The organism is Kitasatospora aureofaciens, assembly GCF_001188955.3.
Classification (GTDB): domain Bacteria; phylum Actinomycetota; class Actinomycetes; order Streptomycetales; family Streptomycetaceae; genus Kitasatospora; species Kitasatospora aureofaciens.
Genome location: NZ_JPRF03000002.1, coordinates 79,853 through 94,989 on the forward strand (window position 1 = coordinate 79,853; position 15,137 = coordinate 94,989).

Annotated in this window: 10 protein-coding genes and 2 CRISPR repeat arrays (1 of these 12 cut by a window edge); of the genes, 2 read left to right on the forward strand and 8 right to left on the reverse strand. The window is 72.0% G+C overall.

The genetic code is table 11. From position 1 onward, the window contains the following. Positions 1 to 1,732: direct repeats of the CRISPR family, unit length 29 nt; unit sequence GTCCTCCCCGCAGGCGCGGGGGTCAGCCG; it begins 1,748 nt to the left of the window's first position. A gap of 139 nt (positions 1,733 to 1,871) precedes the next feature. Continuing rightward, positions 1,872 to 2,426, forward strand: a complete 555-nt coding sequence (locus tag HS99_RS04065) for a Uma2 family endonuclease (protein ID WP_030557348.1) — start codon at positions 1,872 to 1,874, stop codon at positions 2,424 to 2,426. Positions 2,427 to 2,990: 564 nt separating this feature from the next. Then, a CRISPR array of direct repeats spans positions 2,991 to 3,326; the repeat unit is 29 nt. Between the two features lie 2,035 nt (positions 3,327 to 5,361). Here HS99_RS04065 and HS99_RS04070 read toward each other — a convergent pair. Beyond that, positions 5,362 to 6,039, reverse strand: coding sequence for a hypothetical protein (locus tag HS99_RS04070; RefSeq protein WP_030557349.1), 678 nt, complete (start codon positions 6,037 to 6,039; stop codon positions 5,362 to 5,364). 232 nt (positions 6,040 to 6,271) lie between these two features. Between HS99_RS04070 and HS99_RS04075 the strand changes: the two genes are divergently transcribed. Further along, the gene (locus HS99_RS04075) at positions 6,272 to 7,921 is read left to right on the forward strand and encodes a hypothetical protein (protein ID WP_030557350.1); all 1,650 of its coding nucleotides are present in this window, start codon (positions 6,272 to 6,274) and stop codon (positions 7,919 to 7,921) included. A gap of 377 nt (positions 7,922 to 8,298) precedes the next feature. Here the strand turns inward: HS99_RS04075 and HS99_RS04080 are convergent, their stop codons facing one another. The 7 genes from HS99_RS04080 to HS99_RS04110 form a co-directional block, all read right to left on the reverse strand. Next, positions 8,299 to 9,141 carry a DciA family protein gene (locus HS99_RS04080; RefSeq protein WP_050366148.1) on the reverse strand — a complete coding sequence of 281 codons (843 nt, stop codon included), beginning with the start codon at positions 9,139 to 9,141 and terminating at the stop codon, positions 8,299 to 8,301. Then, positions 9,138 to 9,779 (reverse strand): hypothetical protein, encoded by a 642-nt coding sequence (locus HS99_RS42235; protein WP_030557353.1) that lies wholly within the window; start codon positions 9,777 to 9,779, stop codon positions 9,138 to 9,140. Before HS99_RS42235 ends, HS99_RS04080 begins: the two co-directional genes overlap by 4 nt. Further along, positions 9,776 to 11,113, reverse strand: a complete 1,338-nt coding sequence (locus HS99_RS04090) for a hypothetical protein (RefSeq protein ID WP_141763655.1) — start codon at positions 11,111 to 11,113, stop codon at positions 9,776 to 9,778. Before HS99_RS04090 ends, HS99_RS42235 begins: the two co-directional genes overlap by 4 nt. Before the next feature lie 1,064 nt (positions 11,114 to 12,177). Next, on the reverse strand, positions 12,178 to 12,717 hold the full coding sequence (locus tag HS99_RS04095) for a GNAT family N-acetyltransferase (protein ID WP_030557356.1): 540 nt from the start codon (positions 12,715 to 12,717) through the stop codon (positions 12,178 to 12,180). Beyond that, positions 12,714 to 13,505 (reverse strand): GntR family transcriptional regulator, encoded by a 792-nt coding sequence (locus HS99_RS04100; protein WP_046385784.1) that lies wholly within the window; start codon positions 13,503 to 13,505, stop codon positions 12,714 to 12,716. The genes HS99_RS04095 and HS99_RS04100 overlap by 4 nt, the downstream gene beginning before the upstream one ends. Before the next feature lie 141 nt (positions 13,506 to 13,646). Continuing rightward, the gene (locus HS99_RS04105) at positions 13,647 to 14,558 is read right to left on the reverse strand and encodes an FAD-dependent oxidoreductase (protein WP_030557359.1); all 912 of its coding nucleotides are present in this window, start codon (positions 14,556 to 14,558) and stop codon (positions 13,647 to 13,649) included. Then, a complete protein-coding gene (locus HS99_RS04110; protein WP_030557360.1) occupies positions 14,555 to 15,118 on the reverse strand; it encodes a cysteine hydrolase family protein in 564 nt (187 codons plus the stop codon). Before HS99_RS04110 ends, HS99_RS04105 begins: the two co-directional genes overlap by 4 nt. Positions 15,119 to 15,137 lie beyond the last annotated feature (19 nt).

Genomic DNA, 15,137 nt, shown 5'->3' on the forward strand with positions numbered 1-15,137 from the left:
CCTGTACGCGGTGCCCGGGGTGTCCTCCCCGCAGGCGCGGGGGTCAGCCGCCGTACGAGCAGCGCCGAAGCCTGGCCACCGCGTCCTCCCCGCAGGCGCGGGGGTCAGCCGGTGCTGTGACCAGGCGGCGAGTAGGTGGTCATGTCCTCCCCGCAGGCGCGGGGGTCAGCCGGCCGCGACGACGAACGTCATCTGCCTCGCCCCGTCCTCCCCGCAGGCGCGGGGGTCAGCCGGACGGCCGGGCCCTGTACGCGGTGCCCGGGGTGTCCTCCCCGCAGGCGCGGGGGTCAGCCGCCGTACGAGCAGCGCCGAAGCCTGGCCACCGCGTCCTCCCCGCAGGCGCGGGGGTCAGCCGGTGCTGTGACCAGGCGGCGAGTAGGTGGTCATGTCCTCCCCGCAGGCGCGGGGGTCAGCCGGCCGCGACGACGAACGTCATCTGCCTCGCCCCGTCCTCCCCGCAGGCGCGGGGGTCAGCCGGACGGCCGGGCCCTGTACGCGGTGCCCGGGGTGTCCTCCCCGCAGGCGCGGGGGTCAGCCGGCTGACGAGGTTCGGCTACGCGAAGGTCCGGGGTCCTCCCCGCAGGCGCGGGGGTCAGCCGCTGCCGCGCTCGCCGCCGTCCGCGCCGCCGAGGTCCTCCCCGCAGGCGCGGGGGTCAGCCGTTGACGACGTGCTCGTGGCGACCGTTGCCGTCGTCCTCCCCGCAGGCGCGGGGGTCAGCCGGCGTGGTCACCGGGGACGCCGGGGGCCTGCTCGTCCTCCCCGCAGGCGCGGGGGTCAGCCGGACCTCGGCCGCACCACCGCCTCGTTGGAGGGGTCCTCCCCGCAGGCGCGGGGGTCAGCCGCAGCAGCAGGCCGCAGCTGCGGCCGCGGCACAGTCCTCCCCGCAGGCGCGGGGGTCAGCCGCTCGGAGGCGAGATGAAACGCGACGGGGCCCCGTCCTCCCCGCAGGCGCGGGGGGCAGCCGTCCGCCAGCCGTTCGTCCAGGCCTGCGTCCTTCAGCGTCCTCCCCGCAGGCGCGGGGATCAGCGCGCTCTTCGGCGCGTCCCAGCGCACCGTCCTCGTCCTCCCCGCAGGCGCGCGGGTCAGCCGAAGTGTCACCCCCGGGCCGTCACCCCCGGCCGGTCCTCCCCGCAGGCGCGGGGGTCAGCCGTCGGACACCCACACCTCGGGGTTCTCGCCGTCGTCCTCCCCGCAGGCGCGGGGGTCAGCCGTCGGACACCCACACCTCGGGGTTCTCGCCGTCGTCCTCCCCGCAGGCGCGGGGGTCAGCCGCCGGACACCCACACCTCGGGGTTCTCGCCGTCGTCCTCCCCGCAGGCGCAGGGGTCAGCCGCCGGACACCCACACCTCGGGGTTCTCGCCGTCGTCCTCCCCGCAGGCGCGGGGGTCAGCCGGTCAGCCCCGAGGAGTGGGACGTGGCCCGGCGGTCCTCCCCGCAGGCGCGGGGGTCAGCCGTGGAGTGCGCCGACCGCAGCGAGGCCTCGCGCGTCCTCCCCGCACCCGCGGGGGTCCGCTGCGGCCGACGACGGCGGCAGCGTTGCCGAAGAAGTCCTCTCCGCGCCCGCGGGGGTCAGCCGAGTTCATACAGCACTCAGGGAGGGAACTGCATGTCCTCCCCGCGCCCGCGGGGGTCAGCCGCCACCCGGCGCTGGTCCTCCTCCCCGCAGGCGCGGGTCAGCCGATGGAGGCCGGATCGGAGAGGTCCTCCCCGCACCCGCGGGGGTCAGCCGGGCATGACCGCTCGGCATCACGCCCGCCCCTCTTCCTCACAGGCACGGGGATCATTCCCCGCCAGACTCCCGAACAGCTACGGTAGGAGCCGTGGGTGTCCGGTCGAACACACCACAGCCAGGCCGGAGGAGGCGAACCGTTGAGCGCGCAGCCGATCGCGTACGCGGACGTGAATCACGAGGCCGCGTTGAAATACGCCGTGCAGCTCATCGATCACCGGTGGGCCCAGGTCATCGAGGGGCGGATCGTCCTGGTGTCACCCACGTGGGACCACGAGAACGTGGCGGCGAAGATCCGCCGCCAGCTCGACCGCCGCGTCGATGAGCTCGGCTGTATCAGCGGGTCCGGGAACCTCGACCTGCCCGGCTCCCCCAACTGGTACATGCCTGACCTCGCGGTCATCCCCGAAGACCTGGCCAAAGGCGCGGGCGCTCTCACCCCCGACCAGACCCTCCTGGTCGTCGAGGTCACCTCCGAGTCCAATGGCGACACCGACCGTGTCACCAAGCGCAAGCGCTACGCCCAGTACGGTGCCCCGCTCTACCTGCTCGCCGACCGGCAGAACCGCACCTGCACCCTGTTCTCCGAGCCTCACGACCTCGGCTACGCCGTCATCGACGGCCCCCACCCGTTCGGGACCGCGCTCCGGCTGCCCGAGCCGTTCAATCTGACCCTGGACACCACCGCGTTCTGACCACACGAGGCCAGCCGACACCCAACCGGCCAGTAAAGAAAACAGCAAAGCCGCTGCTGCGCCGCAGGCCAGAAAGCCTCCTCCCCGCGCGAGCGGGGGTCAGCCGGCCGGCGTCGGGACGATCGTCGCGGGACCGTCCTCCTCCCCGCGCGAGCGGGGGTCAGCCGGAGACCTTCGCGGGGGTGACGGTGCCGGCGGTCTCCTCCCCGCGCGAGCGGGGGTCAGCCCGCAGATCTTCAAACTCGCCGTGGACAACGGCGCTCCTCCCCGCGCGAGCGGGGGTCAGCCGCGGCTGAACCTCGTGCGGGGCATCGTCACGGTGTCCTCCCCGCGCAGGCGGGGGGCAGCCGCCGAGAGTGCTGGACTCCCGAACCGCAAGGAAGTCCTCCCCGCGCAGGCGGGGGTCAGCCGAGCGAGGGTTCCTAACCAGGGAAACCGGAACTGTCCTCCCCGCGCAGGCGAGGGTCAGCCGCCGAGCCGGCGGAACCGCGCTTCCATGTCCCTGTCCGTCCGCGCCTGCGGGGGTCAGCCGGGGTTCATCATCGACCAGGAAGTCCCTGCAGAGTCCTCCCCGCACCCGCGGGGGTCAGCCGCCGAGGCCCGGGCCACGGAACTGACCGAGGAACTCCTCCCCGCACTCGCGGGGGTCAGCCGACCTGGAACGTCTCGCGGTAGTCGCGGCCCTGGTCCTCCCCGCACCCGCGGGGGTCAGCCGCCGCGGGCCTCGTCGGGGTAGTAGCCGGCCTCGTCCTCCCCGCACCCGCGGGGGTCAGCCGCGCTTCACCGCCCCCGCCGTGGAGCGTCGCGGAGTCCTTCCCGCGCCTGCGGGGGTCAGCCGTCAGGTGATGGTGCGCCGCCAGAGGTCCCCCTGTCCTCCCCGCACCCGCGGGGGTCAGCCGCTGCCGTTGACCGTGATGCTGCGGTGGCCGTGGTCCTCCCCGCACCGCCGTCCCCGCGCCTGCGGGGTCCCCCGTCGGCCTTCCCCACCAGCACGGGCCCGCCGCGGACTTGTCAAACGCCGACCATGCGCCGCGTGACACGATAAGAACTCGCACCTTGACACCACAACAGCACACCAAGTGGCGCAGACCAGTCGAGAAACAGCAAAGCCGCTGCTGCGCCGCAGGTCAGAAAGCCTCCTCCCCGCGCGGGCGGGGGTCAGCCGGTTCCGTCCTGGATTTGGCGCCTGTAGGCGTCCTCCTCCCCGCGCGGGCGGGGGTCAGCCGCGGTCGTCGTCGAGGTTGAGGCCGAGCCGAGTGTGGCTCCTCCCCACACCCACGGGGGTCAGCCGGCGGTCTACGCGTTCTGGCGCCTGCCCGTTGAGTCCTCCCCGCGCCTGCGGGGGTCAGCCGGAGTTCGACCCGACCGCGCTGGTCAAGCGCGCGTCCTCCCCGCACCCGCGGGGGTCAGCCGCGGTGCACGCGGGAGGCCGGGCCGTCGAGGGTCGGCGTCGTCCTCCCCGCACCCGCGGGGGTCAGCCAGCTGGGCAAGGCGAGCATTCAGCCGAACCGGGCTCCTCCCCCCCCACCCGTGGGGATCAGCCGCGGCATGCCTCGGAGGACTCCGTCAGGAGTCAGTCCTCCCCGCACCCGCGCGGGTCAGCCGCTCGCCGAGTGGATCGCCCGAACAGGGCTGAGGTCTTCCCCGCACCCGCGGGGGTCAGCCGGACCCGCATGCACACGCACTGGAACGACACCGGTCCTCCCCGCACCGCGGGGGTCAGCCGTGAGCGATGCGGGCCCGGGCGCCCTCAAGGAGGTCCTCCCCGCGCCCGCGGGGGTCAGCCGACCAGGGCGTGGGCGGGGCTGCGGAAGTCACCGTCATCGGGGGGTCCTCCCCGCGCAGGCGGGGGTCAGCCGAGCACGTTGACGGTGCGGCTGGCGGAGGCCCTTTAGCAAAGCCGCTGCTGCGCCGCAGGTCAGAAAGCCTCCTCCCCGCACATGCGGGGGTCAGCCGCCCCCTCTCCCCTTGGCAGGCCTGGCCGTTGGCTCCTCCCCGCACATGCGGGGGTCAGCCGGCTGACGAGGGAGCAACCCCCGCGAGCGCGGGCTCCTCCCCGCACATGCGGGGGTCAGCCGCGAAGGAGGCAGCGGAGGCGCAGGCGGCGTTCCTCCTCCCCGCACATGCGGGGGTCAGCCGCAATTCGGTGTAGGTGCACCACCGGGACGCCACTCCTCCCCGCACCTGCAGGGGTCAGCCGGAGACGAACCCGAACTCGGGGCTCCTCGTGGCGTCTTCCTCGCACCCGCGGGGGACAGCCGACGTGCAGCGGCTCGCGCGGCTCGGTGGGCTGGTCCTCCCCGCACCCGCGGGGTCAGCCGGTCGCGGACCGCGTCGGCAGCTCCTACCGCGTGTCCTCCCCGCAACCGCGGGGGTCAGCCGACGGCGTACGGGTCGTAATCCGCTGAACCCAGCCCTCCCACTGAATCCCAGCCCTCGCCGCACCCGCGGGGGTCAGCCGGAGGAGGCGCTCAAGTTCGCCAGCATCGGTATGTCCTCCCCGCACCCGCGGGGTCAGCCGGCCGTGGGGGCGGGCGTGATCATCGCTTGCCGGTCCTCCCCGCACCCGCAGGGGTCAGCCGATGAGCACGTTCTCCGGCATGGTCCGCAACATGTCCTCCCCGCGCCCGCGGGGGTCAGCCGCGGCCCACTGGCGAACGCGGGCGTTCTGCCGCCTCCTCCCCGCACGCGCCGGGGTCAGCCGCACGTCGACGGTGACGGGGGCACAGCGGCCGACTCCTCCCCGCACTCGCGGGGGTCAGCCGCCGGCATCCCAGCTGGGTCTGACACAGCGGAGATCCTCCCGGCACTCGTGGGGGTCAGCCGCACTCGCATCGTGTCACCGAGCCGGGCCTCCGGGCGGCGTAAATACCCAGATCGCCCGGTGACGGCACGCCCGAGTCTATGTTTACCGGCGCCGACGCTCGGACGATGGTCAGCCGCGCTGGCGAAGGTGGAAGGCGACATCGGAGGGTGTCTGGCCGGCCAGGAGCACGAGAGGCTCCAGCAGCCCCTCCCAGAGCGCGTCGGTGCCCTCGGGCTGCGCCTCGGTCAGCCGGCTAACGGCCGCCTGCTCCCGGGTCAGCGGTGAGGGCAACATCGGATCGTCGAGGCATTCGTAGATGACCTCCACCCTTGCCAGCAGCTGCTCGCGGCGTTCCTGGGCGGATTCGACGGACTGGGCGTCGCGTGCAGTCAGCAGGGCCGGAACCGGAACGGACAGTGCGGCGTGCAGCTGTCCGAGCGTCGGCTCCTCGGCCAGCTCCGCCACCACCTGGTCGGTCAGCGGAACCTTGCCGTCGACCACTCGTTCCAGGACGGCGATGCCGAGCACGGTGTAGGCGCTGACGCACGGCCACATCACCTTTTCCACCGCATCGGTGTACTGGTAGGAGGCACGGCGCACTTCGTCCAGCGCCCGCGACCGGAAGGTGAACCGGGCACCGTCATCGAGGTGCTCGGCGTGATCCGACAAGGCGAACAGCCGGTCCAGGGCCGCCCTGGAGGTGCCCCACTCGTGCCGCACCTCGGTCATCGCGAAGTGCAACGAGGCGAGCGCCTCGAACTCGGCCTCGCTCAGGACCGCCAGCTGCCCCCTGCTGGGAAACCGCACCGCTTACCCCTCCCCGTCGATCAACATCCCGCGGCCGCCCACGCTACCCCCGCCGGCCGACCCAGCGGGCCGGTCACGGACGCGGTCACGGGCTAGGGTCATGCGGCGCCGGTGAGGGGCGATCCGCTTGGCGCGGCGTGTCGCCACTCACCCCATCCGATGGGCCGGCTCCACGATGATGGAATTCGCCCGGGACAACGGGCCTACACAGCGCGGGGAGTCGCAGGTGACGATGCAGGCCGAGACCGGTACGCAGCAGGAACGCGTCATGGGACGGGCGTTCACGGTGCGCCTGGACCCCTACGGCCGCCCCACAGCCGGCACCGTCCGGCTGTCCTGCTCCGCCGCGGCCTGCGCCGACCAGCGCTTCCCGAGCACCGCCGAGGGGCGCAGGGCGGCGGTGGAGCACGTCAAGCTGCACGTCGCCCGCGTCCGTACGGGCGGGGGGCCGCGAGGTAACGCGTACTGCGCCTGTCTGGCCGGCGGCTGCGCGTGGCATGTCGCCGATCCGGATGCGAGCGCCGGACGGCACGGCGGGGCGCGGCCGACGGCGGTAGCGGGGGCGGTGCGGTGCGGCGGCCCGGTGGTTCTGGCGGTGTACGCGGACCGGGCGGGACGGCTGTGGCGGCTGGCGGAGACGTGCGCGCGCTGCGCGGCCGCCACCCCGGGCTGCCGGGTGCTGGCCCACGCTGTGCCCACGGCCTGCACCGCGCCCGCCGCGGCAGACCAGGCGGGCGGGAAGCCGACCGCGCAGGAGGAGCGCGCGAACAGCACCGCGGGCCTGAGCGTGGCGGCGGCGTTCTCCGACCACACCCTCTCCCCCACGACCGGGTCGCCTTCCCCCACCGCCGCACCGGCCGTGCCCGGTGCCCGCACGGCTGCACCGGCCAAAGCGCCGCAGAGCCCGAAGCGGTGGGGGAAGATCGCACAGCGGGTCGTGCCGTCCAACCTGCAGCCCGACTCCCTGCGCGCAGAGCTCGTCGAACTCGGCGACGCCTTCCGCGACCACCAAAAGCGCCCCGAACCCGACCACGCGCTGCTCGCCGAGCTCCAGGAGCGCAAGGCCCGCGCGTTCGACCTGTGGGCCGACGTCACTGGCGACGCCAACCTGCGCCTGGAGGCGCAGCGGGCCCGGCAGGCGGCGCAAACCGAACGCGAGACCCACCGCAACCGCACCGCCTACGTGCCCGACGGCACCGACGGCCAGCGCGAGGTCGTGGTGGAAAGGTTGCTGACCCGTCAGCAGGCCGCCTGCGCCCGCACCGTGCTGGACTACGTCGCCGCCCATGCCCCGCACCACGACCCCCAAGTGCACCTGGCCGTCCTCATGCTCACCCTGCGCACCGCGCGCACCGGCACCGGGAACGTCACTGGCCAGGACCTCACCGGCTGGCTCGCAGACGACACCGAACGGGTCCTGAATCAGCTGGTCGCCGCCGACTGGCTGCGTCTGCCCGGCACCGTCACCGAGGCCCTGGCCTCCCGGCCCGAGAGCCCCGCCCTGGTTACGGTGCCCTCGCTGCTGCCCCGTGACCCGTATCCGTTCACCTTCGGCAAGTCCACCCGCCCCAAGCTCTCCGGCTGGGCCCAGAAGACCGTCGGCGACCGCAAGCTCCGCAAGAAGAAGGCCGGTGCCGCCACCCGGCTCCTCGCCCTGTACACCGCCGCCCACACCCGCCCCGACGGCCGCCTCGGCCACCCCGAGGACGGCGGGATCCCGCTTCAGGCGGCCGCCGCGTTCTGCGCCCTGCCGGTCGAGGAGAGCAGCGAGCACGCCGCCCAGCTGGTCGCCGCCGACTGGCTCACCGAAGCCGACACCGCCGACGGCCTGCTGCGCGGCCGGCTCGCCGAGCGTGTCTGGCCCCTGGGTGGCCTGCTGTAGACGCTGCTCCCCGGCCCCACAGGATCCGGCACTTCTGCACCCGCCACAGGACAAACGCGACACGTGGTGGTAACGCCCAGGGCCCGTCAGGTTGGCGGGCCCACGTGGTAGTCGGCGGCGTCAGGCCGAGGTAGGAAGCTGGCCGAGGTTGGTGATCTGAGCAGCGTGCGGTGACATGCCGTTGCCTGCACAGAAAGTTCTGTGCAGGGATAACTTTCAGGGGGCTGCGACCCGCAGTCGGCAGCGGCAAGGCCGGAACCGGCTTGGCGGTTCGGGCAGGCATCGGCGAAGCGGAGGGTACCCAGCCCACTGGGGCGGGGGCCAGGCCGGGCCGTCGTACGGCGGACCGGCCCCGGTGGCCGGCAACGATCTGGGTGTCACGCGGCACCGGAGAGGGCGGCCGGCTGCTGGACGTGGTTGGTGCGCAGGGGGACGGCGTGACCGCGCGCGACGGCGAGGGCAGCGTGGTGGCGGGCGAGGGCTTCGCGGGCCCGGGCGATTCGGGCCAGGGCCTCCTCGTCCTCGACGCAGGGCCGGTGGGCTTCCTCGGGTTCGCGCGGGCGGTTGTAGTGCCGGCGCAGGATCTCCTCCCGGGCTGCGGCGGCTTCGTCGAGGGCGGCCTGGCGGGCCTGGGCCTGGTCGCGCATCTGCTGGCGGAGCTGTTGGTAGACGGTGTTGTCGGCGAGCGGGGGCGCGGTCGGCGCGGGTGCCGGGGCGGAGTGCTGTCGGGCCGGGGCGGTGGTCGGTTCGACGTCGGGCGCCGGGGTGGGTACGGCGGCCGCGCCGACGCGGATGTCGATGGCGCGGACGGTGCCGGGCTTGGCGGTGTTGAGCTTGGCGAGGAGCTGGCGCTGCTCCAGGCGCAGTTTGGTGGCCCAGGCCGGGGAGTCGCAGGTGATGCGCAGGGTGCGGGTGTCGGCGTTGAAGCCGGCCGGGAACCAGTGCAGCGCTTCCTCGGTGCCGACCAGCTGGGTCCAGTTGGTGCGCATGGTGCCCTGGGCGGTGCCCAGCGCCCAGCCCTGGGCGGTGGCCATGGCGGGCACGACGGAGGCCAGGGTGGAGGGGTCGCGGGCGTCCCGGCCGGCGCGGGCGATCTGCTGGCGGGTCGGGACGGTCTTCTTGACGGGGGCGTTGCCGTTGAGGCGGGCGGTGCGGCGGGCGGCGCGAAGCGCGGTGCGGGCCAGGTCGGCGCCGCTGGGCTCCTGGGTGGTGCTGGTCATGCGGTGAACCTCCTGACGGGGATGCGGGCGTGCTCGGCGGCGTCGGCGATCAGCTCGTCGAGGGCCCGGTTGTCGATGAAGGCGAGGACCAGGCTGGCGTCCGTGACGAGCCGGGCGGCCAGTTCCTCGTCAGTGAGCGGCGGGTGGCTGTGGTCGACGCCGGTGTCGAGGCACCCGCACCGAGCGTCGCGGAGCACCGGTTCGATGGGCTGACCGTGGGCTTCGGCCCAGCGGTGGGCCAGGTCGCCGACTTCGCCGGCGGCCTCGAGGTGTCGGACGGCCAGCAGGTGGAGCGGGCCGCGGTCCTGGACGATGTCGTGCCAGGTCTCCAGCAGCACGTCCTCGACCAGCTGCTTGTCGGCCCAGCCGGCCGGGCCGGTGACGACGACGCTGGTCGAGGCGAGGACCAGGCGCAGCGCGGTGACCTGGGGAGCGTCGGTGAGGCGGTTGAGCTTGGCTAGCAGGGAGTGGGTGAGCAGCTTGGTCTGGAGCAGGTAGGCCCTGGTGTCGCACAGCACCAGCAGCTCGCCGGTCTTCGGGTCGTAGACCGGCACGGTGTGGGCGGCCAGGGCCGGGGTGGCGGTGTGCGTCCACCAGGGGAAGGCCCGCCGTAGTTCGAATCGGACGTCGTCGGTCACCGGGTCACTCCCAGTTGGATGTTCGGGTTCGCGTCGAGGGAGGCGTACCGCGCGACCAGGCCGGCGCCGAAGCGCTCGAAGGCCTGGTCGCCGGAGGCTTCCATCTGGGCGAGCGCGGCCGCGGGCAGGTAGGCGACCTGTTGCAGGTCCTGCCTGGTCACGGGCGCGGTAGTGGCGGCCGCGCCGAACAGGTCGGCCATGAAGTCCAGCTCGCCGGCCAGCTCCTGGACAGCGGCCACGGAGGTGTCCTCGACCCGGACGGCGGCCCGCTCGGCCACCGCCTGGTCGTGCCGCTCCTGCTCGACGTCCTGGCGCAGGGCGTGCGCGATCAGCGAGTGGGGCCGCTCCGGGCGCCACAGCACCCCGGCGCACCCGTACTGAGCTGCGATCTCGCCCAGCCAGGCCATGACCTGGTCCTGGCTCCAGCCCCGTTCAGCGAGGTCGTTGAGGACCCACCGCAGCTGGTCGTGCGAGGCCTGCCGCACCCACGGCACCCGCCGGTACGCGACCCGGGCCAGCTGGTCGCCGGCCACCATCATCGCCGCCGTGACGACCTGCCCGAGCACCGTGCGCCGCCGCTGCCCGGCTTGCCGCGCAGCGCGCTTCTTCCTGGTGCTGGACGTCGTCTCACGGGCCGCGCCCGTAGTTTTTGAATCACGCACGGAGGGAGAGCTCAGGCAGTCAGTGGTACCACCCTCCAATGGGGTGCAACGCGGGGTGCTGACGGACTGTCGGGCACGGCTGTGACGAACGGTGCGACGGGGACGGCGCAGCTTCCGGGCGGCCTTCTTTCCGAGCTCCGCGATGACGGAGCGGCCCTCCTCCGAGATGCCGGTCATCCGCCGCTCCAGGCCCTCGCCCGCAGTGCGGATCCCGAGCGCTTGGTCGTAGCTGACCGGGATCAGCCGCTCGTACTCGGACGCCAGGCACGTGACCCGCTTCCGACCAGGCGCCAGCGGCAGCCGGGTGCCGACCGAGCGCCAGGCCAGCAGGCCGGTCGCCTGGAGGATGTCCCGGTGGTACTGCACGGTCCGCCGGCTGCACTTCAGCTCGCGCATCAGATAGGCGATCGACGGCCGACACGGCGTCAGCCTCGACAGCACCTCCGCCAACTTGACCGTCGTCTCACAGAACCCGGGACGCCGCGGCGGCGGGACGTACAGGCCGGCCCCGTGCACCCAGTGGACCGCCTGCATCCACGAGTACCCGTCCAGCGCGATCCGCCCGGCCGCCCCCGACACCAGCTGGTGCTCCAGCGGCACCCACGCCACCCGGGTCGGAACCACGGCGGTGACCTCGGCCAGCGCCTGGCGCTGGCCGGGAACGACCGGCACGGCCGGAATCATCTGGTTCGGACGCGACCGTGTGACACCTGGAGCCTCACCCAGACGAGTGATGTGCGTCACATTGTCGACAGCGAGCGTGGCGGATCCGACAACCGGTCCGCCAACCGGTCCGCCCACAGAACCCAAGGCTGGAGCGGGGGAGGAGATCTCTCGCCCCTCCCCTCCCCCATCGTGCGAGCTCAAACCGGGGACACCACCGGCGACGACGGGGGCACCGCAAGACTGGAAAGGCCCGCTGACCTGCTCAATAATGACAACGCTCCCTGCTGCTAGATGGGTAGGGCGGCAGCACCCCCTCGGGAGTGCTGACAAGAAGCACCTCTCGTGGGTGTGGACACACAGGCCCCCTCGCGGGGGCGAAACCCAATCGGCGACCTCCTGTCTCTCCGTCTTCGCGGAGTGGTCCTGGTAGTTGGCGGTGGGTGCAGCCGAGGCCCTTGCCGGGGCCCCGACTGCGGAACGGCTCCTGGATAGGGAGCCGGGTACTGCGACCGGTCTTGGATGACCGGCTGTGGTTCCTCTGGGAAGAAACCGCTGGTGGTCGGTTGGAAGCCGATCCCCCAGCAACCCGCTCAACGGTGTGGAAGCCCGAGAGCGGGGTGGAGCAGGTAGGCCGATTCGGGGTGGAAATCCCGAAGAGCGGCCGGCGGAGCTCGGACCCGTGGAAAGGTCGGGGCGCCGCCACAGACGGCTAGGTCACGGCGCACCCCCACACGGGGGCAGCAGGCCCAGCCACACACACGACGACGGCACCCCGCCCGGAGCGAGACCGACTCGGTCGCTCCACGGCGGGGTGCCGCGCGTATGCCAGGACCCGGCTACGGGTACCCTTCATCACGTCACCACCCTTCTCGTGGTTGACCGGGACGGGCCCCTGCCAGGGGGCGCCGAGCCACTTCACCGCCGTCCGGACCCCCACGGTCCGGGCGGCGAAGTCGTTTTTGATCACTGCTGCGCACAGCCTACCCCTGCGGTTAGGACGCAGAGTAGCGCTACGTTCACCGTGTCGATCTGACGCTCCAACGAGCTGAAAGCCCGACAAGTTCACCTCTTTACTTCCCTGTCCGGTCGTCGAAGCCGTGCTGGGCGAGCTCGGCAGGGCGCTGCGCGACCCAGCCGGATCCCCCCGCCTCTGGATCGTGGATCGTGCGCACGTGCTGGAAGCCCCGCTCTGTGTAGTACTGCTGGAGCCGGATGTTGCTGGTCCAGGCGTCCAGCCGCAGCCACTGCGCTCCGTGGCGCGCCGCCCGATCACCAGCCCAGTCCAGGAGTCGAGTCCCGAGGTCCAGGCCGGCGAACTTCCTGTCGACCGTGAGTTTGTGGACGTACTGAGCTTTGTCTTGGCGCTCCTGAGGCGTCCAGAGAAGGGGGTCGGCCGCACCGTCAAGCGTGATGGTCGCCGCGAGGTCATCGGCATCTGCCGAGTCGCGTACGACGAAGACCTCGCCGGACCGGATGCTCTGCGCTATCTGGTCGCTCGGGAAAGTGGTCGACCACTGGTCGCTGCCGAGTGCGGCGAGCCACCTCGCGGCGTCAACGCGGAACTGTGTCAGTCGGACCAAGTCCGTGATCTCGGCGCGCGTGATGATCACTTTGCGGGCTCCGAGTCTTCCTCGGTCCGCCGGTGCCGCTCGTACACGACCACGTGACGGTCGCCGGGTAGCAGGCAGATCGTCACCTGGACAGGCATGCCCTCGCGGTCATGTCCGGTACTGATCAGCTCGGCTATTGGGGTGCCAGCTGGGAGGGCAAGCCGTTCCATCTCCGCGGGTCGAGGCATCCGCGGGTAGATCTCGTCGAGCGCTTCGACCAGTTCGTGGCCGAGCTCGGCCAGAACCTGGTTGGTGCCGCGTTCGACACTGCCCGGGGTCATCCACTCCGAGCCCCCAACGATCCGGAGGGGAACGTAGGAGTCGTCGGTGGCGAAGGGCAAGCCGTCGACGAAGCTCGTCCGCCGGCGGAACGCGACGGGCTCACCGGGGGCGAGCTGCAGCCGCTGCCGGACGGCCTCGTCCGGCAGTTCGACGTCTACTTCGATGATGCTCTGCATGCCGTCCCGCCCCTCTGTCTGGAGCAGGTTCGTGAAGATATCAACGGCGGGCGGCTTGCGCCGGAACTCGCTCTGAGGTCGGTAGACCAGCGGCTTCCACTCGCGGACGTACACGCCAGAGCCCTGCTTGGACCTGACCACGCCGGCGGCCTTGAGCTTGATGATTGCCTGCCGCACCGTTTCACCCGTGACGCCGTACTGCTCCGTCAGCTCCCGCGTGAGCGGGAGACGGTCGCCAGGCCCCAGCTCACCGGAGTCGATCTTCTCGCGCAGGTCTTGCGCGATCCTGTCGGCCGCGCCTGGGCGCCGATGATCACGAGCAGCAGTCATGCGAGGAGGGTACCCGATTTCACTAGCGAAGTCTGCGGAGGGGGGCCTGATGTTTCCGAAAGCCAGCTTGGTACCGACATCACCCGGACTTCCAGCTAGCTCCGTGGAACTTGGTGTGGAACTCGCATCAGGCCCACCCCGTCACGCCGTGGCCCGCACCGCAGTGGAGTAGTAGCAGCTCAGAACGGCCTGCGCGCCCGAACCCTGGGCTGTGACGATGCGTTGGAACCGGGCCGACCGCAGGTCGCCGGCCGTCGCAATGAGCGGCCCCTGCGAGTCGGATGGGCAGTAGCCGTCTTCGTCCGCGGTCAGCCCGGGGAGCGCGGCGGGCCGGTTGCCGATGTTCGTCAGTAACGTGTCGCAGGCGTAGGCCGTGGTCGAGCCGTCCGTTGCTTCAACGTCGACGATGTAGCCGCCGCAGGGAGCGGGGTTGAGCGTGACGTGGCGAGCACGGCGCAGCTGGGCGCGGGAGTCCTGCTGCACTTCAGCGGTTTTGTAGTCGTCGGTGGCGGGATGGACGACGAGGAGCTGCCGCTGAACGTCCGGATGGGCGCGCAGCCAGGTTCCCAACGGCCGGTCACCGCCGAGGACACACGCGCGGCCCTTTAGGTCTGCAGGCCGGGCTCGCCAGAGCGGCGCCGGGTCCAGGTCGGCCGGCGCGGAGATCCAGCCGGCCTCTGCCGGAGTGATGGATGCGACGCCCGTAGCGGCGATCACTGCGTTTCCTGTGACCGTAGAGCCGTCTGCCAGAGTGACGCTGGCCGACCGGCTGTCGGCGGATACCGCAGTCGCGCGGCCCGTGATGACCGTGCAGTGCCCTGATTCCTGGATCCGGCGGATATCCCGGGCAAGCGCCTGGGCGAGCGACGGCCCGTCAGCCCAGTCGCCGGGGACGTTCGAGAGTGCCCCGATGACGTGCAGCCGGCCGCCGATGTTGTTGCTCTCGATCAGTGCCGAGCGTAGGCCCAGGCTGGCCGCCATCAGCGCTGCTGCGCACCCGGCTGGTCCGCCGCCGACGATTACAAGATCCGGGTCGCCGAACGGAGTGCTCACGAGTAGGCCCTTTCGGTACTGGTCAGACGCGCGATGGCGTCGTGACTTGTGATGAGCTGAGCGCTGCCGATGTTGCGGCGGGCCAGCAACAAGGCCGCCGAGTGGTACTCATCGCCCCCGCTTGATGCGCAGGCGTCGACGGCGATCCATGGGCGGAAGCCGGAGTGATAGGCGTCAATGGCGCTGTCGTAGACGCACGAGTCCGTGTCGATTCCCACGAAGACGAGGTCAGTCCAGCCGGCCTCCGCCAGGGCACGTCCAGCGCCGTTAGCGAAGACGGAGGAAGTCCCCTTGTCGACCACTGCGGCTGCGTCTCCGATGTGCGGCTGGAGTTCCGCGACGATGGCCTGCTCTTCTGGCGTCCGCAGCCGCGTCCACCCGCTGATCTTCTCGTACGGAGAGTTCGGCAGGTTCTGGAAACGGGCGAACACGACGGGGGCGCCCGCCGACTTCCACGCTTCGACCATGCGGACGATCACCGGGACCGCTCCGGCGCTGTGCGCGTTGATGAATCCTTGCTGTACGTCGATGACGATCAATGCCGTGGTTCGAGGGTCCATCTCTGCCTCTCTCGCCTGC

What these genes read in the sequence shown, in the direction of transcription:
- HS99_RS04075 (WP_030557350.1), top strand. Translation starts at nt 6,272, where the DNA reads ATGCAGGCCGAGACCGGTACGCAGCAGGAACGCGTCATGGGACGGGCG.
- HS99_RS04080 (WP_050366148.1), bottom strand. Translation starts at nt 9,141, where the DNA reads ATGACCAGCACCACCCAGGAGCCCAGCGGCGCCGACCTGGCCCGCACC.
- HS99_RS04100 (WP_046385784.1), bottom strand. Translation starts at nt 13,505, where the DNA reads ATGACTGCTGCTCGTGATCATCGGCGCCCAGGCGCGGCCGACAGGATC.
- HS99_RS04110 (WP_030557360.1), bottom strand. Translation starts at nt 15,118, where the DNA reads ATGGACCCTCGAACCACGGCATTGATCGTCATCGACGTACAGCAAGGA.